Origin of the sequence: Pseudomonas sp. CCI4.2 (assembly GCF_034350045.1) — a bacterium.
Classification (GTDB): domain Bacteria; phylum Pseudomonadota; class Gammaproteobacteria; order Pseudomonadales; family Pseudomonadaceae; genus Aquipseudomonas.
On record NZ_CP133781.1, the window covers coordinates 4336766 to 4362389 of the forward strand.

Sequence of the window (25624 nt, forward strand, 5' to 3'; positions counted from 1 at the left end):
GATCGATTTTGGAGGTCTTTTCATATGGCTCGGAATAGCGTCGTATCTCGCATATACCAAAATGGATTTGATGTTGGATCACATGAAGAATAGTCCCATAGTGATGATACGCAGGTTTTTGATACACGCGGGTCTGTGGGGACGGCTCCATGTCTTTGGGTTAATAATGTGGCTGATGGTCATGCCTGGTATCGCTCTTCGGAAGGGAATCGTTAGTACCGAGGACCTGAACACTTTTCCTGCCGATCTGAGGCGCAAACTGATTGTTATGCAATGGGTTGGTTGGGGGCTGCTATTGGTTATGTATGGACTTGCCATATACGCCAAGTTTGGCCGTGGCTAGCTTAATGGGTAGTTACTCGCCCTCGTCAACCGCATTTAAGCGATAAGCGAAGTTATTTACGAGGTCAGGATGAGCCTGGGTACTGCTGACAAAATTTTCCTCGGTGTCACTCTGGTCGACTTTGCAGGTATTTTCGTTTGTTATGGCTTTGGTCTTCGTCTGGCCTATACCAAGATGGATTTGATGCTTGCCCATTTGAGTAATTGCCCCGCTATTAAGATCCGCGCTTTTCTGATAAATACAGGTCCTTGGGGGCGTATGCATGTACTGGCAGTAATAACGGGGCTGATGGTTACCCCCAAAATTTTTCTTCGTGACGGGGGAGCAAGTGCTGAGGATTTAAATAACTTTCCTGATGATATAAAACGGAAGTTGACTATGTTGTTTTGGGCGAATGGCGGGCTTTTGTTAGTAATGCTTGGGCTTTTTTTGGTAATAAAAGTTGGCCTTGTCTAGTATCTGTGGCGCTGTAGCGCTGGATAGGAATGCTTGTGTGCGGTTTTGTGGGAGAGGGAGGATCTTTCGCCGGAGGGTTTCTGGGGGGGAAGATGGAGAAATAGCACGCGAAACGATTTGCAAGGCTATAAAATGAGTTTGAATATTGAGGAGAAAATTATCCTTTGTGTCGGTCTAGTAAATTTTGGAGGTATTTTTATTTGGCTCGGGATAGCGTCGTATCTCGCCTACACCAAAATGGACCTGATGCTGGGTCATATGAGGAATAGTTCAATAGTTATGATTCGCGTGTTTTTGATACACACAGGTCTCTGGGGACGGCTTTATGTCTTTGGGTTAATAATGGGAATGATGGTCACGCCTGGTATGGCTCTTCGGAGGGGGGCGGTTAGCGCCGAGGATCTGAAGAATTTCCCCCCCAATCTGAAGCGCCAGCTGATTGTTATGCAGTGGGCTGGTTGGGGGCTGCTATTGGTTATGTTTGGATTTGGAGCGTATGCCAAGTTTGGTCGTGGCTAGCGTTGTGGGAGGCCACGTCAAAGCGATAAACGAAGTGATTTAGGGGGTCAGTAAATGAGTGTGAGTACCGCTGACAAAATTTTCCTTTGTGTAGGTCTAATAAATTTTGGAGGTATTTTAATTTGGATCACTATAGCGCTGTATATCGCCTATACCAAAATGGACCTGATGCTAGGGCACTTTAAAAACAGTTCCGCAGTTATGATTCGTGCATTTTTGATACATTCTGGTCCTTGGGGGCGGATGCATGTCTTTGGGTTAATAATGGGACTTATGGTGATGCCTGGTGTTTTTGTCCGAAAAGGAGCTGTTAGCACCGAGGATTTAAAAAATTTCCCTGTCCCCTTGAAACACAAACTGGCGGTAATGCTGTGGGTCGGCTGGGGGCTGTTATCGGTAATATTCGGGCTTTTTGTGTTAATAAAAATTGGTATTGTCTAGCGCTTTTTGTCATGGATTTTGAGGCTGGAAAATAAGTTTAGATATCGAGGAGGAGATTATTCTTTATGTCAGCTTGATTGATTTTGGAGGTGTTTTTGTTTGATAACAGGGGCCGGGGCGGTGCACACGACATGAACACTGGCTATGCCACTCACTTAGCCGCAGTGTCCGAAGCCTTCAAGTACATAAATCATGGTGATTGGGTGGGCACGGCTAAACGAAGTGATTTACGAGGTCAGTAAATGAGTATGAGTACCGCTGACAAAATTTTCCTTTGTGTCGGTCTAGTAAATTTTGGAGGTATTTTCATCTGGCTCGGAATAGCGTCGTATCTCGCCTACGCCAAGATGGACCTGATGCTGGGGCATATGAAGAATAGTCAAATGGTTATGATGCGCGTGTTTTTGATACATACGGGTCTCTGGGGGCGGCTTCATGTCTTCGGGTTAATAATGGGGCTGATGGTCATTCCTGGCATAGCTCTCCGGAAGGGAGTCGTTAGTGCCGAGGATCTGAAGAATTTTCCTGCGGACTTGAAGCGCAAACTAATTGTTATGTTATGGGTTAATTGGGCGCTGATATTAGTAATGCTTGGGCTTTTTTTGGTAATAAAAGTTGGCCTTGTCTAGCGCTTTTTGTCATGGGTTTGGAGGCTGGAAAATGAGTTTAGATATCGAGGAGGATATCATCTATGTCGGCTTGATTGATTTTGGAGGTATTTTTGTTTGATAAGAGGGGCCATTACGTCTCCGACAGCCGCGCTGTCGCGCAGCAAACACCGGGCTGTAGGAGCGCGCTTGCCCGCGATCGGCTGCGCAGCAGTCGTAAAACCGGCCATTCTATTTTTTCAGTTGGAGCCGGGTTGGCCATCGGGACCGCTTCGCGCTCCATCGCGAGCAAGCCCGCTCCTACTATCTAATTGCGGCTAATTCAATGGGTGTGCGGCATTTGATACAGAAATCCCCCCGCTCCGCACCAGTAACGCGCAACGGGCTTTAAAAGGGTGCAAAACCCGACAACAAACCCTTCACCCCGCCCAATAAACACGGGACAACCCGACTTGGCACAACCGCTGCATAGGTTCCAGTAAGTAATTACATCGTTGCAGCTTTCAACGTCGAAGGCTGCACTTCCCGAGAGAACGGGACCGGACAAAGGTGTCCTCGCCAGTAATGGCGGGACGCCTTTTTTTGTTTGCGCGAATTTTGTCGAGCTCACCCTTAGCGGTTTCTCGGAGGCCACATGAAACGACTCAAGCTGGTGATGATTGGTAACGGTATGGCGGGTGTCCGCACCCTTGAAGAGCTGATCAAACTCAGCCCTGATCTGTACGACATCACGGTATTCGGCGCCGAGCCACACCCTAATTACAACCGTATCCTGCTGTCGCCAGTCTTGGCCGGTGAGCAGAATTTCGACGACATCGTGCTTAACGACCTGAGCTGGTACCTGGACAACAACATCCACCTGCTGCTCAACCGCAAAGCCGTGAAGATCGACCGGACCAAACGCTTGGTAATCGCCGACGATGGTACCGAAGCGCATTACGACCGGCTGCTGATCGCCACTGGCTCGGTACCGTTCATTTTGCCGATTCCGGGCAACACCCTGCAGGGCGTGATTGGTTACCGCGACATCGCCGACACCCAAACCATGATCAACACCGCCAAAACCCACACCTACGCAGTGGTGATCGGCGGCGGGCTGCTGGGGCTTGAAGCGGCCAACGGTCTGAGGTTGCGCGGGATGGACGTGACCGTGGTCCACATCGGCGAATGGCTGATGGAGCGCCAGCTGGACAAAATCTCTGGCCAAATGCTGCAAACCGAATTGGAAACACGCGGTTTGTCGTTCCGTCTGAAAGAATCAACCCAAGCTTTGCTCGATGATGGCAACGGCCGTGTGAAGTCCGTGCGGTTCAAGAACGGCGACGTGATCCCGGCTGACCTGGTGGTCATGGCAGCCGGCATCCGCCCCGCCACCGAACTAGCTGAACAGTCCGGTATCCCATGTAATCGAGGAATTCTGGTCAGTGACACGATGCAGACCTACGACCCACGGGTCTACGCCATTGGCGAATGCGCCAGCCATCGCGGCATCGCTTACGGGCTGGTCGCCCCACTGTTCGAACAGGCCAAGGTCTGTGCGAACCATTTGGCTCAACTGGGCTTCGCTCGTTATCAGGGCTCAGTGACATCAACCAAATTAAAAGTGACTGGCGTCGACTTGTTTTCCGCCGGCGACTTCATGGGCGGCGAAGGCACGGAAACCATCACCCTCTCTGACCCCATTGGCCGGGTCTATAAAAAGCTGGTGATCAAGGATGACGTCCTGGTCGGCGCCTGCTTGTACGGCGACACCGCAGACGGCGGTTGGTATTTCCGGCAAATCCGCGAAAACGCCCAGATCAATGAAATTCGCGATCACTTGATGTTCGGTGAAAACGCCTTGGGCGACGTTGGCCACCAAGGCCAAGACAAAGCAATGGGCATGGCAGATACCGCTGAAGTCTGCGGCTGCAACGGCGTGTGCAAAGGCACCATCGTCAAAGCGATTCAGGAACACGGGCTGTTCAGCGTCGACGATGTGAAAAAACACACCAAAGCCGCCAGCTCCTGCGGTTCCTGCGCCGGCCTGGTGGAACAGATCCTGATCAACACCGTCGGCGGCGCTGCGGATGTCAAACCGAAAAGCGAAAAAGCCATTTGCGGTTGCAGCGATCTAAACCACGGCCTAATCCGCGCCGCAATTCGCGACCAGCATTTGCTGACCATTGCCAGCGCCATGAGCTACATGAACTGGCGCACGCCAAACGGCTGCGCCACCTGCCGCCCGGCGCTGAACTACTACTTGATTTCCACCTGGCCGGGGGAAGCGAAAGACGATCCGCAGTCACGCCTGATCAACGAACGCGCCCACGCCAACATCCAGAAAGACGGCACCTACTCGGTAGTGCCACGGATGTGGGGCGGCGTGACCAATCCCTCCGAACTGCGGCGAATTGCTGACGTCGCCGACAAGTACAACGTGCCCATGGTCAAGGTCACTGGCGGTCAACGCATCGACTTGTTGGGAATCAAGAAAGAAGACTTGCCGGGCGTCTGGAAAGACCTCGACATGCCATCCGGCCATGCGTATGGCAAGTCGATCCGCACAGTGAAAACCTGCGTCGGCAGCGAGTTCTGCCGTTTCGGTACGCAAAATTCGACGCAACTGGGCATCGAGCTGGAGCACGACCTGTTCAACATGTGGTCGCCGCACAAGGTCAAGCTGGCTGTGTCCGGTTGCCCACGCAACTGTTCGGAAGCCGGCATCAAAGACGTCGGAATTATCGGTGTCGATTCTGGCTGGGAGATGTACATCGGCGGCAACGGCGGGATCAAAACCGAAGTCGCGGAGTTTTTTGTCAAATTGAAGACCGCCGAAGAAGTCCGTGAATACAACGGCGCGTTCCTGCAGCTGTACCGCGAAGAAGCGTTTTACCTGGAACGCACCGTGCATTTCCTGCAACGCGTCGGCATGGACTACATCAAGAAAGCCGTGTTGGAAGACGCCGATAAACGCCAGGCGCTGAACGCGCGCTTGCAGTTCTCGCTGTCGTTCGAACAGGACCCTTGGAAGGAACGCATTTCTCAGCCGCTGCTGAAGAAAGAATTTGAACGTATTCCCGTGGAGGTGCTGGCATGAACTGGCTAGATATCTGCGCCCTAGAAGACATCAACCCGCTGGGCTCGCGCATCGTTGAAGGGCCCAAGGGCGACATCGCCATCTTCCGCACCAGCGACGACGAAGTGTTTGCCCTCGACGACCGCTGCCCGCACAAAGGTGGCCCGCTGTCCCAAGGTTTGATTTACGGCAAGCGGGTGTCTTGCCCGTTGCATAACTGGCAAATCGACCTGGAAACCGGCGATGCGCAAGCCCCCGACATCGGCTGCGCGCACAAGCACTTGGCCCGTGTCGAAAATGGCCGGGTGCTGCTATCCCTGAAGGAAGCGGCCTGATGCGCCCGCCCGCTGCGACTGAATCCACCACGCAGATCACGGCCTCGACCTGCTGCTACTGCGGGGTCGGTTGCGGCGTGCTGATTGAACACGACGGCGAGCGCATTCTCGGTGTCAGCGGTGACCCGCAACACCCGGCCAACTTCGGCAAATTATGCAGCAAGGGCGCGAGCCTGCACCTCACCGGTGACGTGACTGCCCGAGCGCTGTACCCGGAATTACGCTTGGGCAAAACCCTCGCGCGCAGCCCAACCGATTGGGACACCGCACTGGAACATGCGGCTAATGTCTTCGCCGAGACCATTCGAGAGCACGGCCCAGACAGCGTTGCGTTCTATGTATCAGGGCAACTCCTGACCGAAGACTATTATGCGTTCAACAAGTTGGCCCGGGCTCTGGTTGGCACCAACAATATCGACAGTAATTCGCGGCTGTGCATGTCCTCCGCCGTGGTCGGCTACAAGCGCAGCCTGGGCGCGGACTCACCCCCGTGCAATTACGAAGACATCGAACTCAGCGATTGCGTGATGATCGTCGGCAGCAATATGGCCTACGCCCACCCGGTGCTGTTTCGACGACTGGAAGAAGCAAAAAGCCTACGGCCCGAGATGAAAATCATCGTCGTTGATCCGCGCCGCACCGACACCTGTGACTTGGCCGACTTGCACCTGGCGATTCAACCCGGCACCGACGTCGCGCTGTTTCACGGCATCCTGCACCTGCTGCTGTGGGAAGACTGGGTCGATCGGAGTTTCATCAATGCCCACACCCAAGGCTATGGCGAGCTGAAAACCCTGGTGCGCGACTACACGCCGCAAATGGTCTCGGAGATTTGCGGCATCCCGGTGGAACAACTGCACGCCTGTGCGCAATGGATCGGCACCGCGCCAAGTTTTCTGTCGCTGTGGTGCATGGGGTTGAACCAATCCACCTCCGGCAGCGCGAAGAATAGCGCGCTGATCAATTTACACCTCGCCACCGGCCAAATTGGTCGACCCGGCGCCGGACCGTTCTCATTGACCGGCCAGCCCAACGCCATGGGCGGACGCGAAACCGGCAGCCTGTCGAACCTGTTGCCGGGCCACCGCGAAGCGGGCAACGCCACGCACCGTGAAGAAGTCGCGGCCTACTGGGGCGTCGATACCTTGCCAGAAACACCGGGTCTGTCGGCCATCGAGCTGTTTGAAGAACTACAAAGCGGCAAAATCAAAGCGTTGTGGATTGCCTGCACCAACCCCGCTCAATCATTGCCGGATCAGCAAAAAGTCCGCGAAGCCCTGACCACCTGCCCGTTTGTGGTGTTACAGGAAGCGTATCGAACCACTGAAACCTGCAAATTTGCCGACCTGTTATTACCTGCCGCCAGTTGGGGTGAAAAAGAAGGCACGGTAACCAATTCGGAACGACGCATTTCTCGCGTACGCAAAGCGATAGCCGCGCCTGGTGAAGCCCGTTCGGATTGGGCGATTACGGTCGATTTCGCTCAGCGACTGGAACAACGCCTGCGTCCGGGGGAACCGAGTTTGTTTGCGTTCGATGAGCCTCAAGCCCTGTTCGATGAATTCAAGCACCTGACACGTGAACGCGATCTGGACCTCTCGGGCATTAGCTACGGGCTGCTTGAGCAACGAGGCCCGCAACAATGGCCGTTCCCAATGGGCGCCGAGACGGGTATCGCGCGATTGTATGGGGACGGTGTTTTCCCTACTGACTCCGGCCGCGCTACGTTCGTTACCGAACCTTACCGTGCAGCCAAAGAGCTGCGTGATGCGCGCTTTCCACTCACGCTGAACACCGGTCGCCTGCGAGATCAATGGCATGGCATGAGCCGCACTGGCACCGCCGCGCAATTGTTCGGTCATGTCAGCGAAGCCGTGCTGAGCCTGCACTCGGATGAATTGCGCCGCCATCGCCTGCAGGTGGGGGATTTGGTCAGTCTGAAAAGCCGCCGCGGCAGCCTGATTGTGCCCGTCAGCAGCGATGACAGCATCCGCCCCGGTCAAGCCTTCTTGCCCATGCACTGGGGTGATCGTTTCCTCAAGGGCGGCGTGAACATTCTGACCCAACCGGCCTTCGACCCCCTGTCGAAACAACCGGAACTGAAACACACCGGCGTGCGCATCGAAGCCGTAAGTTTGCCGTGGCAACTGTTTGCGCTGGTGGAAGGTGATGTACAAACCAAGATAGAAGCGCTTAGACCCCTGTGTGAGGCGTTTGCTTATGTCAGCCTCAGCTTGGCTGGCCGTGAACGCCCTGCGCTGCTGATCCGCGCTGCCAGTGCCCAAGCGCCTGACAACCATTTGCTGACGCAGATCGATCAACTGCTCGGCCTGAATGAAGGGCCGGTGCTGTCTTACGACGATCCCCGTCGTTCCATCGGCAAGCGGGTGCGCATCGAGCACGGTCGCATCATTGCGATTCGCCTCGCCGGAGAGACCATCGCCCGGCATTGGCTGCAAAGCCTGTGGCTCGAAGGTCGCGCCGACGAGCAATTACGCCGCTGGCTATTGGCGCCCATCAGCACCCCACCCGGCAATGCCGCCGCCATGCCGCGCAGCAGCAAGATCCTGTGCAACTGCATGAACGTCAGCGAAAGCGCGGTGGTGGCGGGTATCGGTCGCGGCTTGGATCTGATTCAACTGAAAACACAATTGAAATGCGGTAGCCAATGCGGCTCCTGCGTACCGGAAATCAAACGACTGCTGGCGGTCATACCGCTGCCGGTCGCGATCCATCAATGAGGGTGACGGTATGAGCGCAAAAGTCTGGCTGGTGGGTGCAGGTCCCGGCGACCCGGAGTTGTTGACACTAAAAGCCGTGCGCGCACTGCGTGAAGCCGATGTGGTGCTGATCGACGATCTGGTCAACGTGGCGGTCCTTGAGCACTGCGCGTCGGCCCGAATCATTGCGGTCGGTAAACGCGGCGGCTGTCGTTCGACACCGCAAGCGTTCATCCACCGGCTGATGCTGCGTTACGCCCGCCAAGGTAAATGCGTGGTCCGACTGAAAGGTGGTGATCCGTGTATTTTCGGGCGTGGTGGCGAAGAAGCCGATTGGCTGCGGGCGCACGGCATTAAAGTCGAACTGGTCAACGGTATAACGGCCGGACTGGCCGGGGCGACTCAGTGCGGTATTTCCCTCACGCTGAGAGGGGTCAGCCGGGGCGTGACACTGGTCACGGCCCACACTCAAGATGGCAGCAGCCTGAACTGGCAAGCATTGGCGCAAAGCGGGACCACGCTGGTGGTGTACATGGGCGTCGCCAAGCTCTCGGAAATTCGCGACAACCTACTGGCGGGTGGTTTGTCGGCGAACACTCCGGTGGCAATGATCGAAAACGCCTCTCTGCCCCATCAACGCGAATGCCGCAGCACCCTGGCCGAGATGCAAACCGACGCCCTCGCCTTCGAACTCAAAAGTCCGGCGATATTAGTGATTGGCGAAGTCGCGGCGAGTGCGGCGGCAGTGGTCGAACAGGCTCAGTTTGGTTGATGCGTCCATAACGTCTTGCAAGACGATTCTATAGCCAACCTGATGGCGAGGCGAGCAGCACGGCGTGCTTGAAGCGCTGCGGTGTTTGTTATATCGCCCACAAATTGCAATTTGGTTGGAGACCCTTTACCCGCTTCCCGAATAAGTTCGGTCCCACAGATGATGGCGATGCACAGATTCTGTAGGAGCTGCCGAAGGCTGCGATAAGTCCGCAGTACCTTTGTATTTATCAAATCGCACGCAAAGAAAAGCCCGGCCTGAGCCGGGCTTTTCTATGAGGCTTTAGCTACAGATTACTGAGCAGCTTTTGCTTCAACTTCAGCTTCTACGCGACGGTTGATCGCGCGGCCAGCTTCGGTTTTGTTGTCTGCTACTGGACGGCTTTCGCCGTAACCAACCGAGCTCACACGACCAGCGCCAACACCGTACTGGCTAACCAGAACTTGTTTGACGGCGTTTGCACGGCGCTCAGACAGTTTTTGGTTGTAAGCGTCAGGACCGACGGAGTCAGTGTGACCTTCAACAGTGGTGCTGGTTTGTGGGTACTGCTTCATGAAGTCAGCAAGGTTCTTGATGTCGGCGTAGCTGTTAGGCTTAACGACCGATTTGTTGAAGTCAAATTTGACGTCCAACTGAACACGTACGACTTGTGGAGCAGCTTCCACTGGAGCTTCTACAGGCGCTTCAGCAACTGGCTCTGGAGCCGGTGCTGGAGCCGGTGCTGGCTTGGAGCCGCCACCGAAGTTCACGCCCAAGCCAACGGTAGGAGCGTAGTCCCACTTGCCGTTGTCCAGTTTGTAGTCAGCGTCTACACCAGCACGTGCATACAGGTTGTCAGTGATGTACCACTTGGCACCTGCACCGATGGTTGCGAAGGTGGACGAGTCACGACCCTTGTAACCGTCAGCTTCAACGCCAGTCATGCTCTGGTGAGCAAAGCCGCCGGAAACGTATGGACGGATAGCATCACCAACGGTACCGAAGTGGTACATACCAGCCAGGGAGCTAGTGTCGCCATGAATTTTCTGGCTACCAGTACCGTCGTTGGAACGCGTGTAATTGGTTTTGCCATAGCCCAGGATAACTTCAACGTCGTCGGTCAAGAAGTAGCCGATGGAAGCACCTGCGGTGCGGCCGTCTTCTACGTGATTGACGCTGTCGTTGTAGTTCTTCTGGTAGAAGGCCTCACCTTCGACCGCGCCTTGGCCTTGCGCCAGAACGCCGAACGAAGCTACGGCAACAACAGAACCAATGGCAATGCCCAAGGTGTTTTTCAGTTTCATCCGTTAAATCCCCATCTGGTGATTGTTAAGCGGCCCCTCGTACTGAAGGACAACTCGACGACAAGTCTATCAGACCTTGCCTGCACGTTAGAGATATTTGCCCCGAGTTAAGTTTCGGTAATGCCTGCAAATTTCTCACGTAATTTATCAAGCGCGCGTTTGTAGCGCATTTTTGTGGCACTCAGGCCCATGTGCATGATGTCCGCAATCTCTTGAAATTCTAGTTCTGCGACAAACCGTAGCACCAGAATTTCTCGATCAATTGGATTTACATACACAAGCCAGCGATCAAGTCCGCCCTGCTCTTCAGGTTTGGGCGACTTCTCTTCCGTCGCCTCCTCAAGAGGATCCAGACTCAACGCGTCCATTAAGCGACGCTTCCGCCGTTCCTTCCTGTACTGCGTAATACATTCATTGTAAGTGATGCTGTAGAGCCAGGTTTTGAACTTCGATTTTCCTTCGAAATTCTTCAATCCGTACAACACTTTAAGCATCACTTCCTGACAGACATCATCAGCATCGCGATCGTTCCCTAAATAACGTGCACATACGTTAAAAAGTGTTCTTTGATAGCGACGCATCAACTCTTCGTATGCGCGAGTCACATGAAAAAGCTCGACGTGCGCCCGCGCCACCAACTCCTCATCGGAGAGTTCGCGGGGGTCGTAGCGCATGGACAGCGATTGGGGCTTATTCAAAAAAACTCATGCCGACAGTCAGGTCAATCAGGTCAATGTCCGCCACTGCCGTACTTCCAGCAATTTGTGGCGGCATACATTAGCAGGATTCGCCGGGTTAGCGGCTAAACACTTGCTGTTCGAGTAGGATTCGGTTGGACAAAGATACCAACTCCCCCTCATCGGTCAGCAACGTGGTTTTCACCGTGCCAATTTCTTCAATCTGCCCTTCGACCTCGCCCACCCGCACTTGTTGCCCCACCTGATACAACTCACGCACATATATTCCCGCCAGTATTTGCCCGGCAATTTCTCGACTGCCCAAGCCCATGGCCAGCGCAATTGCCAGACCAACGGTAATCAAACCGATCACAATCACATGGTTGAGCAGGTCTGTTTTGACCTCCAACTGACTGATTGCGACCGAAATACTGATAATAATGACCAGCCCTTGGGCGATTCGCCCCAGGCCGGCGGCGTAATCGATTCCAACGCCCTCGGCAGCACCGCGGACCAGCCCATTGGCCAACTGCGCCAGAAGCACACCAACCAGCAAGACCAGCGCAGCACCAAATACCTTTGGCAGATACTGGGTCAGCATGGTCAATGTGCTCGACACTTGCTCAAGACCCAGCGATTCGGCGGCGGACACCAGAAATATAAGCAGCACGAACCAATAAATTATTTTGCCAACCAAGGTCGAAATCGGCACTTGGATACCGGCCCTGGCAATAACCTTGGTCAAGCCAGTACCGCCCATAAGGCGATCAAGGCCCAGCTTGGCGAGCAATTTCGACAGCAATGTGTCGAGCAGTTTTGCAACCACGAACCCGAGCAGCACCAAAATCAGGGCGCCAAACAGGTTAGGAATGAAATTAGCGACTTTGGTCCACAACACCGTCATTGCGGTGACCAGGCTCTGCGTCCAGAGGTTGAGTTCCATGTTCAATCAGCCTTATCAGCAGGGCGAGCAGAAGAAAGGGTACGACGTGAGACCGGAGACACATGCGGTGAGCCATTGTTAAGGCCAATCATCATCGCTTGCGACCAGCGACCGAGCAGTTTGAACAAATCACCCGCGCCGACCTGACGGTTAGCGGTTTTCAACACGCGGCCCAGGCACGCATCGTCATCCCTGGTAGAGGAAGAGGCGTTGAGCATGTCGCGCAGTGATTTTTCGAACGGATCGTGCATAGGTAACCTCACGCAATGTCACTGAAAGACGCAACCACATTTGTTCGAGTCACAAATGAGTCATTCGGTAGCGAAAAAAATCGAACATTTACACCCACCGTAAGCGCCGGAACAGCCAATACTGCCCAATCCCCACCGCACCCATGATCGAACAGGCGATGAGAAACCCGTATGGATTGGTCGAGCCTGGAATTCCACCGACATTCACCCCCAGCAACCCTGTCAGAAAGCTCATGGGCAGAAAAATTCCGGTGATGATGCCGAATCGGTACATGACGCGGTTCATGCGCTCACTGAGACGTCGGTCCTCGGTTTCCAGGACCAACCCCACACGTTCGCGGGTCAATTCAAGCTCTTCCAGGTAGCGGGTCAAGCTATTATTCAGCTCATTCCAGTAATTGGCATCTTCTTCGACAAACCACGGCACTTTATTACGGGTCAGCTGCGCGTAAACTTCACGCTGCGGCGCCAGAAACCGGCGCAATCCAGCGGCGCGACGACGGATGTGCAGCATGTCGCCGTGATCAGCGGCATACCGTTCGTCAGCATCTATCTTTTCTTCCTCCACATCGACCAATTCCGACAGCTCGCCGACGAGCGCCTGAACCTTGTCGGTGAGGTATTGAGCGAGGTAGAGAATCAATTCAGAGGCGGTTTTTGGGCCAATACCGGCAGTGAGACACTCGATTAATTCATCGGTGGCCCGCAACTGACGCAGTCGTAGCGAGATAACCTGCTGCGGCGCCGCAAAGATCCGCACGGAGACCATGTCTTCAGGCTCGGCGCCAGGATTGAGGTTGACCCCGCGCAAAAACAGCAGCAATTCCGCGTCGGGTAACGGCACCAGACGCGGCCGGGTATTTTCTTCCAGCAACAAGTCGCAGCTGAACTCACTCAGGCCGCTGGCCGTACGCAACCAGGTTTGAGTCTGGGGATGCCCGCGATCCCAATGCAGCCACACACTTTCGTGTGGCTGCAATTGAAGACCTTCCAACTCGGTTCGAGCAATGAAACGCGCCCCGCCCTGACCATCTAGCACCAGGGCATGTACCAGTCCCCACTGCGCGTTTGTTTCATCGAACATTCGTTGTCCTGTTATTCCGGCATTTTTAGCGCAGACGGCGAAACAATCACGCCATTGTTGTCCGCGTACACGTATTCACCTGGGCGAAAGGTCACGCCCGCGAAGGTCACTGCTACATTTAGATCACCGATACCCCGCTTGTCGGTTTTCATCGGGTGGCTGGCCAACGCCTGAACACCCAGATCGGTTTGCGCAATCACATCAACGTCGCGGATGCAGCCATAGATGACCAAACCTTCCCAGCCGTTTTTTGCGGCTTTTTCGGCGAGCATGTCACCCAGCAACGCCCGACGTAGCGACCCGCCGCCGTCGACCACCAACACTTTACCCTTTCCGTCGAGCTCAACCTGGTCCTTGACCAGCGAGTTGTCCTCGAAGCACTTGATGGTGACGATTTCGCCACCAAACGAATCGCGACCGCCAAAGTTGCTGAACATCGGCTCTACAACGTGCACCAGTTCCGGGTAGGCATCGCACAGATCAGGGGTGATGTAATGCATGGGTGAACTCCTTTCGGTGAAAGAACGACCATTTCATAGGATATGGAATGACGAATTAGACATCGACGCCGATCCGATCGCCGTCGTAAGTTAGGGCATACATTTTCAAGCCTGGGCACAAGGCCCCCAAGGCTTTCCCGCTGGGTAACTGGAACTCCATGCCATGACGCTGGCAGCGCAGAACCGTCCCTACCAGCGTGCCGGTGCGCAAGGCTGCGCCTTGATGCGGGCAGCTGTCCTCAAGCAGCAACGGCTGATTACCGACCACTAATAAAAGCAGATCACGCCCGGCAACCTTAAACGTTTGCCGGTAGCCGTCATTCAGATTAATCAGGCGCTCAAGTGGCACGAACATAAGTGGGGCCGCGATTCAAAAATGACTGAGAAAACCTAATGCGCCATAGCTTAGTCGCATCCCCGCGCCGATGAAACGACTCAAATGCTGACGCTGACCTCGACGGCTTCCGATTGTGGCGCTGCGTGATTGGCTAACAGGACCGTCTGGTCGCGTAACCAGCTAACGACCATTGGCCAAACCTGGGTTTGTGCGCTCTTGCTGACCAGCATTTCAACGTGGCCAAAATCATCGCTAAAGCCTTGAGCCCGACCGAGGCAGACGAACTGTCGTTGCACCGAACCGAATTGTTCGCTCAGCACGCGACAGGCCCACGGCGGATCTTGCTCGTCTGCGGCGGCAGCAACGGCCAGCACCGGCACCTGCACCTCGCTCAAGCCCGACCACCAGTTACGCTCTTTATCGCCAAATCGCTTGAACAACCCGAACCAGCGCATGCTTTCCAACGCCAAGCCTATCGGCTCATCTTCAGGTCCACGCTTGAAGCGCGAACCCGAAATATGCGCAAACCGCTTCAGCACAAAGCGAGCGCCCCACTCCACCAACGGCACTTTCAGCGGCCAATGAACGCGACTGATTTGACTGCCGAACAACGCCACCGAGGCCACGTGTTCTGATTCGAGGTAATGACCACCCAGCGCAGCGGCGAGCGTGGTGCCACCCAGGGAATGGCCGATCCAGTGCGGGACCTGCCCGGTTTGCTCGCACACAAAAGCCGCGATCGCTGGCAAGTCGTAGCGTGCGTAATCCGCCACACGATTGTGTCGGTAGCGCTGATTGCGCGACGAAAGACCGTGACCGCGCATTTCGGGTATCCAGACGTCGAAACCCGTTCGGGCCAAATACGCCCCCAGACCGACGCCCTTGGGCGAATACCAGAAACGTCTGTTGGAAAAACTGCCATGTAACAAAATGACCGGCACGCCGCGCACCTCAGCGCTGTCGGCTCGGCCGAGACGGGTCACGGCCAGCTCGACACTGATGTCCGGACTATTGGCTGGTTTTAAACGGTAAACGTCCTCGATCAGATCGCCACGACGTTCGGCGCTGATCAAGGCCACAGGAAAGAGGTCACTGCTGCTTTGCATATTGCTCTTGCACAAAAAAGGCGGCTTCGACGAAACCGCCCTGCTGAAAAATGACCGACCCACCGAAGTGGGTCGGCGTTCTAGCGTTTTACATCAGACCGGGGCTTGCGCTTCGGCCAGGAAGAACCAGGTTTCCAGGACGGAATCCGGGTTCAACGACACGCTTTCAATGCCTTGGTCCATAAGCCAACGAGCCAGGTCCGGGTGATCGGAAGGCCCTTGTCCGCAAATACCGATGTATTTGCCGGCTTTGTTGCACGCCTGAATCGCGTTCGACAGCAGCTTTTTAACCGCAGGGTTACGCTCGTCGAACAGGTGCGCAATGATCCCGGAGTCACGGTCCAGGCCCAACGTCAGTTGGGTCAGGTCGTTGGAACCAATCGAGAAACCGTCGAAGAATTCAAGGAACTCTTCAGCCAGAATCGCGTTGGACGGCAGCTCGCACATCATAATGATGCGCAGACCGTTTTCACCCCGTGTCAGGCCATTGGCGGCCAACAGGTCGATGACCTGGCTCGCTTCACCCAAGGTCCGCACGAACGGCACCATGATTTCGACGTTGGTCAGGCCCATCTCATTGCGCACGCGCTTGAGGGCGCGGCATTCGAGTTCGAAGCAGTCGCGGAAGCTTTCGCTGATGTAACGCGATGCGCCACGGAAACCCAGCATCGGGTTTTCTTCTTCCGGCTCGTACAGCTTGCCGCCGATCAAGTTGGCGTATTCGTTGGACTTGAAGTCCGACAAACGCACGATGACTTTTTTCGGGGTGAACGCTGCGGCCAGGGTGCTAATGCCCTCGACGAGTTTCTCTACATAAAAACCGACCGGATCGTCGTAGCCAGCAATGCGCTTGTCAACGCTGTCTTTGATGTCCTGCGGCAAGCCGGCGTAGTTCAGCAGCGCCTTGGGATGGACGCCGATCATGCGGTTGATGATGAACTCCAGACGCGCCAGGCCGACACCGGCATTGGGCAGCTGGGCAAAATCGAAGGCACGGTCGGGGTTGCCGACGTTCATCATGATTTTGAACGGCAGGTCAGGCATGGCATCAACCGAGTTTTTCTTGATGTCAAAGCCCAGCTCACCTTCGAAGATGTAACCGGTGTCGCCTTCTGCACAAGAAACAGTAACGCCCTGCCCGTCTTTCAACAGCTCAGTCGCGTTACCGCAGCCAACGACTGCCGGAATGCCCAGCTCGCGCGCAATGATCGCCGCGTGGCACGTACGGCCGCCACGGTTGGTCACGATGGCGCTGGCGCGCTTCATGACCGGTTCCCAATCCGGGTCGGTCATGTCGGAAACGAGCACGTCACCCGGCTGAACCTTGTCCATCTCGGACACATCTTTGATGATTCGCACTTTACCGGCGCCGATGCGCTGGCCAATGGCACGACCTTCCACCAGCACCGTGCCGGTTTCCTTGAGCAGATAGCGCTCCATGACGTTGGCCGAGGTCCGGCTTTTCACCGTTTCGGGACGGGCCTGAACGATGTACAGCTTGCCGTCGTCACCGTCTTTGGCCCACTCGATGTCCATCGGGCACTTGTAGTGCTTTTCGATGATCATCGCTTGTTTGGCCAGCTCGCTGACTTCCGCATCGCTCAAGCAAAAACGCGCACGATCGGCAGGCGCGACATCGATAACCTTGACCGACTTGCCGGCTTTGGCTTCGTCGCCATAAATCATCATGATTGCCTTGCTGCCCAGGTTACGGCGCAAGATGGCCGGGCGACCGGCTGCAAGGGTGTTTTTGTGAACGTAGAACTCGTCCGGGTTAACCGCGCCCTGAACAACGGTTTCGCCCAGGCCGTAAGCACCGGTAATGAACACGACGTCACGGAAACCGGATTCGGTGTCCAGGGTGAACATCACACCGGCCGTACCGGTTTCGGAACGGACCATGCGCTGCACGCCTGCCGACAAGGCGACCAACTTATGATCGAAGCCTTGGTGCACGCGATAAGAAATGGCACGGTCGTTGAACAACGACGCGAACACTTCCTTGGCCGCACGGATGACGTTTTCAACGCCGCGGATGTTCAGGAAGGTTTCTTGCTGGCCCGCAAACGAGGCGTCCGGCAAATCTTCGGCGGTGGCTGAAGATCGCACGGCGACTGCGAGGTTCGGATTGCCGGCCGACAATTCAGCGAAAGCAGTGCGGATTTCCGCGTTGAGTTTCTCGGGAAACTCGGCGTCCATGATCCAGGCGCGGATTTGCGCACCGGTCTTGGCCAATGCGTTGACGTCATCGACATCAAGCGCATCAAGGGCCGCATGGATCTGATCATTCAAGCCGCTTAACTCAAGAAAATCACGATACGCTTGAGCCGTAGTGGCGAAGCCACCGGGCACCGAAACACCGGCGCCCGCGAGGTTGCTTATCATCTCGCCGAGGGATGCGTTCTTGCCCCCCACGTGCTCCACATCATGGACGCCGAGCTTATCGAGGGAAACTACGTACTCTACCAAGGTGATCTCTCCACTAACTGTGTTGGGAAAAGCTCAGGGCGCTGAAACTACAAGAGCGGTTCCGAGCGTGTATGGCCTGGACCTGCAAAATAAGTGAAAATGCCGGCTCTCAAGGACCGCCAGCGGGCCTATCATATCTAACAATCGTCATCAGCTTAAGGCCCCGGCGCAAATGAAACGATCTGCCTTCTTCATCTCCGACGGCACAGGCATTACCGCTGAGACCCTCGGTCAAAGCCTGTTAGCGCAATTCGAAAACATTACGTTCAGCAAGTTCACGCGCCCCTACATCGACAGCGTCGAAAAGGCGCGCGCAATGGTACAACAAATCAACGCCGCCGCCGATAAAGATGAACTTCGACCGATCATTTTCGACACCATCGTCAACCAAGAAATTCGCGAAATACTGGCGACGTCCAATGGCTTCATGATCGATATTTTCTCGACGTTCCTTTCTCCGCTGGAGATAGAGCTTAGTTCACACTCCTCCTATTCAGTGGGAAAATCCCACTCCATCGGTCACAACTCCAACTACATGGAGCGTATCGAGGCCGTAAACTTCGCCCTCGACAACGACGACGGCGCTCGCACGCATTATTACGATAAGGCTGATCTGATCCTGGTCGGTGTCTCACGCTGCGGTAAAACCCCTACCTGTCTGTACATGGCCATGCAATTCGGCATTCGTGCGGCCAATTATCCGCTGACCGAAGACGACATGGAACGCCTGCAATTGCCTGCCGCGCTCAAACAGCATCGCAATAAATTGTTCGGCCTGACCATCGACCCTGACCGCCTCACGGCCATTCGCCACGAACGCAAACCCAACAGCCGTTATTCCAGCTACGCGCAATGCGAGTTCGAAGTAAGGGAAGTGGAAAGCTTGTTCCGTCGCGAGAATATCCCGCATATAAATTCCACGCATTTTTCGGTAGAAGAAATCTCAGCGAAAATCCTCGTTGAAAAAGGCGTGGAGCGCAGATTCAAATAACGTTCTGTCTGTAGGTGCCAACTTGTTGGCGAGAGGCTTGAAGCGGCGTGCCCGATCTGACGCCTCGCCAACAAGTTAGCGCCTACCGATTAAATGACCCACATATCTACAAATGTGTTCACCGGGGTTGACTCCAACTTCGCCTGGTCCTTACACAGCGCAACAATTTCAGCGCTGCGCTGAGCGGCAAATCGAGTCGCCAAGTTGGATTTGAATTTGTCCTCCAGTAACGGAATGCCGTCCGCCCGGCGACGGCGATGACCAATCGGGTACTCCACCACCACCTTCTCGGTGCTCGATCCATCCTTGAAGAACACCTGAATCGCATTGGCGATGGAGCGCTTGTCGGCCTCCAAGTATTCACGGGTGTAACGCAGGTCTTCGACAATCACCATCTTCTCGCGCAGCTCATCGATGATCGGATGGGTCACATGGAAATCATCTTCGTACTGCTCGGCAACCAAATTACCGAACGCCAAGGGCACAGCGGTCATGTACTGAATGCAATGATCACGGTCCGCCGCATTGGCCAACTTGCCCTGTTTTGAAATAATTCGAATCGCCGACTCATGGGTGGTGATGACGATTTTGTCGATCTCATGCAGACGATTTTTTACCTGCGGGTGCAAGGTCACTGCCGCTTCACACGCGGTTTGCGCGTGAAACTCCGCCGGGAAGCTGATTTTGAACAGCACATTCTCCATCACATAGCTGCCGTAGGCCTGGGACAGGCTAAATTGCCGTTTGTCCTCGGCCTTGAGCGCCAAGTCTTTGTTGGTGTGACTGAACAGCACGTCGTAAAAACCCCACTGCGGCGCGCTCAATACGCCCGGAATGCCCATCTCGCCGCGCATTGCGATGTCGGCCAGACGGACCCCTCGACTCGACGCGTCGCCCGCCGCCCAGGATTTACGGGAACCCGCGTTCGGCGCATGTCGATACGTCCGCAACGCCTGACCGTCGACAAACGCGTGGGACAGCGCGGCCAACAGTTGTTCTCGATTAGCGCCCATCAATTTGGCGGTCACCGCCGTGGACGCCACTTTCACCAGCAATACGTGGTCAAGGCCGACCCGATTGAATGAGTTCTCCAATGCAATCACACCCTGAATCTCATGGGCCATGATCATCGCCTCCAGCACCGCACGCATCGTCAGCGGCGCGTCGCCATTGGCGACACGCTTCTGCGACAGGTGATCAGCAACAGCAAGAATTCCCCCGAGATTATCGGATGGATGGCCCCACTCAGCTGCCAGCCAGGTGTCGTTGTAATCGAGCCAACGCACGATGCAGCCGATGTCCCACGCAGCCTTGACCGGGTCGAGGCGAAAGCTTGTACCTGGCACCCGGGCGCCAAACGGCACAACCGTGCCCTCAACGATCGGCCCCAGGTGTTTGGTGCACTCGGGAAAACGCAGCGCCAACAAACCACACCCCAAAGTGTCCATCAAACAATTGCGCGCGGTGTTCAGCGCTTCGATGGAATCGATCGTGTAATCCAGCACGTAATCGGCAATGTCCTGCAGGACCTTGTCGTAGTCAGGGCGGTTGTTCAGGTCAACGTTGGCGCTCATTGCAAATTCTCCGCTTCGTTGGAAGTAGCAAAGTTTAAGTTACAAGCTACAAACGGCAAGCAAAAGCACCGAGCCCTCTTACCGCTTGAAGCTTGCCCCCTTACACCTGTGGCACTCGAACCGTCCCTTCCATCAACACCCGAGCGCTACGGCTCATGATGGCTTTGGTGACTTTCCATTCGCCGTTTTCCTGTGTGGCTTCGGCTCCGACGCGCAAGGTACCGGACGGGTGCCCAAAACGCACCGCGCTGCGCTTGATGCCGCCCGCCGCGAGATTGACCAAGGTCCCGGAAATCGCCGCCGCTGTGCCAATGGCCACCGCCGCCGTGCCCATCATTGCGTGGTGCAGCTTGCCCATGGACATCGCTCGCACCAACAAATCGACGTCACCGGCCGCCACGGGTTTGCCACTGGACGCGATGTAATCGGCAGGCGCCGCGACAATTGCGACCTTGGGCGTGTGCTGGCGTTTAGCGGCTTCGTCGAGGTGCTGGATCAACCCCATACGCAGTGCGCCGTGGGCCCGAATGGTTTCGAACATTGCCAGCGCCTTGGGGTCGCCGTTGATGTCGCCCTGCAATTCAGTGCCGGTGTAACCAATGGCTTGGGCGTTGACGAAAATCGTCGGAATGCCCGCATTGATCATCGTTACTTTCAACGTGCCAACGCCGGGCACTTCCAGCTCATCAATCAGGTTGCCGGTGGGAAACATCGAACCGCCCGCGCCTTCTTCCTCGGCCGCCGGGTTGATAAATTCGAGCTGAACCTCAGCGGCGGGAAAAGTTACGCCGTCGAGCTCAAAGTCACCCGTTTCCTGCACCGCGCCGTTGGTCACTGGCACGTGGGCAATGATCGTCTTGCCGATGTTGGCTTGCCAGATGCGCACGATGGCCACGCCGCTCTGCGGAATCCGGCTGGCGTCCACCAAGCCATTGCTAATGGCAAACGGACCCACCGCCGCAGACAGGTTGCCGCAGTTGCCGCTCCAGTCCACGAACGGCTTGTCGATGGAGACCTGACCAAACAGGTAATCAACGTCGTGGTCGGCCTTGATACTTTTCGACAAAATCACCGTCTTGCTGGTACTGGACGTCGCCGCGCCCATGCCGTCGATTTGTTTGTCATACGGATCGGGGCTGCCGATTACCCGCAACAGCAGTGCATCCCGGGCCGCGCCTGGAGTTTGCGCCGCTTCAGGCAGGTCTTGCAGGCGGAAAAACACGCCCTTGCTGGTGCCGCCACGCATGTAGGTGGCGGCGATCTTGATTTGCGGTGCGTGAGCCATGAAGTGGTGTCCTGTTGGCTTAAGCCGTGGCCGATTCTAAGAAGTCTTGTGCGAAACGTTGCAGCACGCCGCCCGCTTCGTAGATCGACACTTCTTCGGCAGTGTCGAGGCGGCAGGTGACGGGCACCTCGACTCGCTCGCCATTCTTGCGATTGATCACCAACGTCAAGGTGGTGCGCGGAATGCGCTCGCCAATCACGTCGAAGGTTTCGCTGCCGTCGATGCCCAGCGTGGTGCGATTGACACCCGGCTTGAACTCCAGCGGTAACACACCCATGCCCACCAGGTTGGTCCGGTGAATACGCTCGAAACCTTCCGCCGCGATGGCTTCAACCCCGGCCAGCCGCACACCTTTGGCCGCCCAGTCGCGGGACGAGCCCTGACCGTAATCAGCGCCGGCAATAATAATCAGCGGCTGCTTACGCTCCATGTAGGTTTCGATGGCTTCCCACATCCGCGTCACTTGGCCTTCGGGTTCGATACGGGTCAGCGAGCCTTCTTTCAGCTTGCCGTCGACCATCGCCATTTCGTTACGCAAGCGCGGGTTAGCAAAGGTTGCGCGCTGAGCGGTCAAATGGTCGCCCCGGTGAGTGGCGTAGGAGTTGAAATCGACTTCCGGCAAGCCCATTTTCGCCAGGTATTCACCCGCTGCGCTGTCGAGCATGATCGCGTTGGACGGCGACAGGTGATCGGTGGTGATGTTGTCTGGTAGCACCGCCAATGGACGCATGCCTGTGAGGGTACGCTCGCCAGCCAGTGCGCCTTCCCAATACGGCGGACGACGGATGTAGGTGCTCTGTGGACGCCAGTCGTAAAGCGGGCCGACTTTGATGCCGTCGTCTTCCTGAATGGCGAACATCGGGATGTACACCTGATTGAACTGCGCAGGTTTGACGCTGGCCTTGAATACCGCGTCGATTTCTTCGTCGGCCGGCCAGATGTCTTTCAGGGTGACTGGATTGCCCTGTGGGTCGATGCCCAGTACATCTTTTTCAATGTCAAAACGGATGGTGCCGGCAATGGCATAGGCCACGACCAACGGCGGCGAGGCAAGGAATGCCTGCTGCGCGTAAGGGTGAATCCGCCCGTCGAAGTTGCGGTTACCGGACAACACGGCGGTGGCGTAGAGCTTGCGCTCCACCACTTCCTGTTGAATGACCGGGTCCAACGCGCCGGACATGCCGTTGCACGAGGTGCAGGCATAGGCCACGACACCGAAGCCCAGCTGTTCCAGTTCCGAAAGCAACCCGCCTTCTTGCAGGTACAACGTCACGGTTTTGGAACCTGGCGCCAGGGAGGTTTTCACCCACGGCTTACGGGTCAGGCCCAAGCGGTTCGCGTTACGCGCCAGCAGCCCGGCAGCAATCATGTTGCGCGGGTTGTTGGTGTTGGTGCAGCTGGTGATCGCGGCAATGATCACGGCGCCATCCGGCATCAGGCCGGGTTCATTTTCGACGATGCCGCTGATACCCCGTGCAGCCAGTTCCGAAGTAGGCACGCGGTTGTGCGGGTTCGACGGACCGGCGATGTTACGCACGACGCTGGACAGGTCGAATGAAATCACGCGTTCGTATTCGGCGTTCTTCAGGCTGTCAGCCCAGAGTCCGGTTTCTTTGGCGTACAACTCAACCAGACGCACTTGTTCGTCATCGCGACCGGTGAGTTTCAGGTAATCAATGGTTTGTTTGTCGATGTAAAACATGGCCGCCGTGGAACCAAACTCCGGGGTCATGTTGGAAATCGTCGCACGGTCGCCCAAGGTCAGGTGTGCGGCGCCGGCGCCATAGAATTCTAGGTAGGAGGACACGACTTTTTGGTTGCGCAAGAATTCAGTCAAGGCCAGAACGATGTCGGTGGCAGTAATGCCTTCTTGCGGCTTGCCGCTGAGTTCCACGCCGATGATGTCCGGCAGGCGCATCCATGAGGCGCGGCCGAGCATGACGCTTTCAGCTTCAAGGCCGCCAACACCGATGGCGATCACGCCCAAGGCATCCACCATGGGTGTGTGGCTGTCGGTGCCGACCAGTGTGTCCGGGAACGCCACGCCATTAAGCACCTGAATCACCGGCGACATCCGCTCCAGGTTGATCTGGTGCAGGATGCCGTTGCCCGGTGGAATCACGTCGATGTTCTTGAACGCTTTTTTGGTCCAGTTGATGAAGTGAAACCGGTCCTCGTTGCGACGGTCTTCGATCTGGCGATTCTTTTCGAACGCGTCTTTTTCGAAACCACCGTGTTCAACGGCCAGCGAGTGGTCAACCACCAACTGCGTTGGCACTACCGGGTTGACCAGCGACGGGTCCCCACCTTGGGCCGCAATCGCGTCACGCAAACCGGCGAGGTCGACCAGCGCGGTTTGACCCAGAATGTCGTGGCAGACCACGCGCGCCGGGAACCACGGAAAGTCGAGATCGCGCTTGCGATCAATCAACTGACCCAACGACGCGTTCAACGTGGCCGGGTCGCAACGGCGCACCAGGTTTTCGGCAAACACGCGAGAAGTGTACGGCAGCGTGTCGTAGGACCCAGGCTTGATGGCTTCAACCGCAGCGCGGGTGTCGAAAAAATCCAGGCGGGTGCCGGGCAGAGACTTACGGTATTCACTGTTCATGGCGATGGGGACTCGATCACGGGCGATTCAAAGGGTCGGGGGCAAAGGGCTTGGGAGTGGTAAAGCCGGTAGCCACTCCCCTGCTCCCGATCAGCGTTGTTCGATTGGCACGAACGTGCGCTGTTCGACGCCGATGTACTCGGCGCTCGGACGGATGATGCGGTTATTGCCGCGCTGTTCAAACACGTGCGCTGCCCAGCCAGTCAAGCGCGAGCAGACAAAAATCGGCGTGAACAGCTTGGTCGGAATGCCCATGAAGTGGTACGCCGAGGCATGGTAGAAGTCGGCGTTCGGAAACAGCTTTTTCTGTTCCCACATGGTCTTGTCGATGGCTTCGGAGACTGGGTACAGCACGGTGTCACCAGCCTCATCAGCGAGCTTCTTCGCCCAGCCCTTGATCACCTCATTGCGCGGATCTGACTCTTTATAGATCGCGTGACCAAAGCCCATGATCTTGTCCTTGCGTTCCAGCATGGCCAGCGTGCCTTTCACGGCGTCGTCAGCCGAGCTGAAGCGCTCGATCATTTCCATGGCTGCTTCGTTGGCACCGCCGTGCAATGGACCACGCAAGGTGCCAATGGCCGCCGTCACACAGGAAAACAGGTCCGACAGGGTTGATGCGCAGACCCGCGCGGTAAAGGTTGAGGCGTTGAATTCATGTTCGGCGTAAAGAATCAGTGATACATCCATGACTTTGCAGTGCAGTTCACTGGGTTTCTTATCCAGCAGCAGGTGCAGGAAATGACCGCCAATGGAGGCTTCATCCGTTACGCAATTGAGGCGCACGCCGTCGTGGCTGAAGCGGTACCAGTAGCACATGATCGCCGGAAAGGTGGCGAGCAAGCGGTCGGTGCTGTCGAGCTGCTGGTCGAAGCTGGTTTCAGGCTCCAACGTACCGAGCATTGACGCGCCGGTGCGCATGACGTCCATCGGGTGGGTGTCGGCAGGAATGCGTTCCAGCACTTCTTTCAAGGCTTGCGGCAAATCACGCAGGCCTTGCAGCTTCTTCATATAAGCAGCCAATTCGGCTTGGGTCGGCAATTCGCCGTAAAGCAGCAGATAAGCCACTTCTTCGAAACGCGCCTCGGCGGCCAACTCACGCACGTCATAGCCGCGATACGTCAGCCCAGCGCCTTCCTGGCCCACCGTCGACAAGGCCGTTTGGCCGGCAACCTGACCACGCAGGCCAGCGCCGCTCAATACTTTTGCTTCAGCCATTGCTTTCTCCACTCTTGAAATTATTGGGGAGCACCATCGAACT

General features: G+C 56.1%; 22 protein-coding genes. 9 read left to right on the plus strand and 13 right to left on the minus strand.

Annotated features, from left to right (window positions below; translation table 11 throughout):
• Window positions 1-412 precede the first annotated feature (412 nt).
• The 8 genes from RHM65_RS19655 to cobA all read left to right on the plus strand — a co-directional run bounded on the left by RHM65_RS19655 (window position 413) and on the right by cobA (window position 9252).
• Window positions 413-799, plus strand: a complete 387-nt coding sequence (locus RHM65_RS19655) for a hypothetical protein (RefSeq protein WP_322169983.1) — start codon at window positions 413-415, stop codon at window positions 797-799.
• A gap of 132 nt (window positions 800-931) precedes the next feature.
• On the plus strand, window positions 932-1318 hold the full coding sequence (locus RHM65_RS19660; protein WP_322169980.1) for a hypothetical protein: 387 nt from the start codon (window positions 932-934) through the stop codon (window positions 1316-1318).
• A 54-nt stretch (window positions 1319-1372) separates the two neighbouring features.
• On the plus strand, window positions 1373-1759 hold the full coding sequence (locus tag RHM65_RS19665) for a hypothetical protein (RefSeq protein WP_322169978.1): 387 nt from the start codon (window positions 1373-1375) through the stop codon (window positions 1757-1759).
• Window positions 1760-2001: 242 nt separating this feature from the next.
• Window positions 2002-2388 (plus strand): hypothetical protein, encoded by a 387-nt coding sequence (locus RHM65_RS19670; protein WP_322169976.1) that lies wholly within the window; start codon window positions 2002-2004, stop codon window positions 2386-2388.
• A gap of 613 nt (window positions 2389-3001) precedes the next feature.
• Complete coding sequence (gene nirB, locus RHM65_RS19675; RefSeq protein ID WP_322169973.1) at window positions 3002-5446, plus strand: nitrite reductase large subunit NirB; 2445 nt, start codon at window positions 3002-3004, stop codon at window positions 5444-5446.
• Complete coding sequence (nirD, locus tag RHM65_RS19680; protein ID WP_322169971.1) at window positions 5443-5760, plus strand: nitrite reductase small subunit NirD; 318 nt, start codon at window positions 5443-5445, stop codon at window positions 5758-5760. The genes nirB and nirD overlap by 4 nt, the downstream gene beginning before the upstream one ends.
• Entirely contained in the window at window positions 5760-8501 is a 2742-nt protein-coding gene (locus RHM65_RS19685; protein ID WP_322169968.1) for a molybdopterin-dependent oxidoreductase, read from the plus strand. The genes nirD and RHM65_RS19685 overlap by 1 nt, the downstream gene beginning before the upstream one ends.
• Window positions 8502-8511: 10 nt before the next feature.
• Complete coding sequence (cobA, locus tag RHM65_RS19690) at window positions 8512-9252, plus strand: uroporphyrinogen-III C-methyltransferase (RefSeq protein WP_322169965.1); 741 nt, start codon at window positions 8512-8514, stop codon at window positions 9250-9252.
• A gap of 293 nt (window positions 9253-9545) precedes the next feature.
• On the opposite strand, the gene RHM65_RS19695 is transcribed toward cobA, so the two are convergent.
• From RHM65_RS19695 to ppsA, 9 genes are all read right to left on the minus strand, one after another.
• On the minus strand, window positions 9546-10535 hold the full coding sequence (locus tag RHM65_RS19695) for an OmpA family protein (RefSeq protein WP_322169962.1): 990 nt from the start codon (window positions 10533-10535) through the stop codon (window positions 9546-9548).
• A gap of 107 nt (window positions 10536-10642) precedes the next feature.
• Window positions 10643-11233, minus strand: coding sequence for an RNA polymerase sigma factor SigX (gene sigX, locus RHM65_RS19700; protein WP_322169958.1), 591 nt, complete (start codon window positions 11231-11233; stop codon window positions 10643-10645).
• A gap of 97 nt (window positions 11234-11330) precedes the next feature.
• Window positions 11331-12155, minus strand: a complete 825-nt coding sequence (locus tag RHM65_RS19705) for a mechanosensitive ion channel family protein (protein WP_322169955.1) — start codon at window positions 12153-12155, stop codon at window positions 11331-11333.
• Between the two features lie 2 nt (window positions 12156-12157).
• Window positions 12158-12406 carry a CrfX protein gene (locus RHM65_RS19710; protein WP_322169951.1) on the minus strand — a complete coding sequence of 83 codons (249 nt, stop codon included), beginning with the start codon at window positions 12404-12406 and terminating at the stop codon, window positions 12158-12160.
• Between the two features lie 88 nt (window positions 12407-12494).
• Window positions 12495-13490, minus strand: a complete 996-nt coding sequence (locus tag RHM65_RS19715) for a zinc transporter ZntB (protein WP_322169949.1) — start codon at window positions 13488-13490, stop codon at window positions 12495-12497.
• 11 nt (window positions 13491-13501) lie between these two features.
• The gene (gene rraA / locus RHM65_RS19720) at window positions 13502-13990 is read right to left on the minus strand and encodes a ribonuclease E activity regulator RraA (RefSeq protein ID WP_322169945.1); all 489 of its coding nucleotides are present in this window, start codon (window positions 13988-13990) and stop codon (window positions 13502-13504) included.
• A gap of 55 nt (window positions 13991-14045) precedes the next feature.
• Complete coding sequence (locus RHM65_RS19725) at window positions 14046-14345, minus strand: Rieske (2Fe-2S) protein (RefSeq protein ID WP_322169942.1); 300 nt, start codon at window positions 14343-14345, stop codon at window positions 14046-14048.
• Window positions 14346-14425: 80 nt separating this feature from the next.
• Window positions 14426-15433 carry an alpha/beta fold hydrolase gene (locus RHM65_RS19730; protein ID WP_322169938.1) on the minus strand — a complete coding sequence of 336 codons (1008 nt, stop codon included), beginning with the start codon at window positions 15431-15433 and terminating at the stop codon, window positions 14426-14428.
• Between the two features lie 93 nt (window positions 15434-15526).
• On the minus strand, window positions 15527-17902 hold the full coding sequence (gene ppsA / locus RHM65_RS19735; RefSeq protein WP_322169935.1) for a phosphoenolpyruvate synthase: 2376 nt from the start codon (window positions 17900-17902) through the stop codon (window positions 15527-15529).
• A gap of 172 nt (window positions 17903-18074) precedes the next feature.
• Between ppsA and RHM65_RS19740 the strand changes: the two genes are divergently transcribed.
• The gene (locus RHM65_RS19740; RefSeq protein WP_322169931.1) at window positions 18075-18893 is read left to right on the plus strand and encodes a pyruvate, water dikinase regulatory protein; all 819 of its coding nucleotides are present in this window, start codon (window positions 18075-18077) and stop codon (window positions 18891-18893) included.
• Between the two features lie 89 nt (window positions 18894-18982).
• On the opposite strand, the gene prpD is transcribed toward RHM65_RS19740, so the two are convergent.
• From prpD to prpC, 4 genes are all read right to left on the minus strand, one after another.
• A complete protein-coding gene (gene prpD / locus RHM65_RS19745; protein ID WP_322169928.1) occupies window positions 18983-20467 on the minus strand; it encodes a 2-methylcitrate dehydratase in 1485 nt (494 codons plus the stop codon).
• 100 nt (window positions 20468-20567) lie between these two features.
• A complete protein-coding gene (prpF, locus tag RHM65_RS19750; RefSeq protein ID WP_322169925.1) occupies window positions 20568-21752 on the minus strand; it encodes a 2-methylaconitate cis-trans isomerase PrpF in 1185 nt (394 codons plus the stop codon).
• A gap of 19 nt (window positions 21753-21771) precedes the next feature.
• On the minus strand, window positions 21772-24363 hold the full coding sequence (gene acnD, locus RHM65_RS19755; protein WP_322169922.1) for a Fe/S-dependent 2-methylisocitrate dehydratase AcnD: 2592 nt from the start codon (window positions 24361-24363) through the stop codon (window positions 21772-21774).
• Window positions 24364-24453: 90 nt separating this feature from the next.
• Window positions 24454-25581, minus strand: coding sequence for a 2-methylcitrate synthase (prpC, locus tag RHM65_RS19760; RefSeq protein ID WP_322169919.1), 1128 nt, complete (start codon window positions 25579-25581; stop codon window positions 24454-24456).
• Between the last annotated feature and the right edge of the window lie 43 nt (window positions 25582-25624).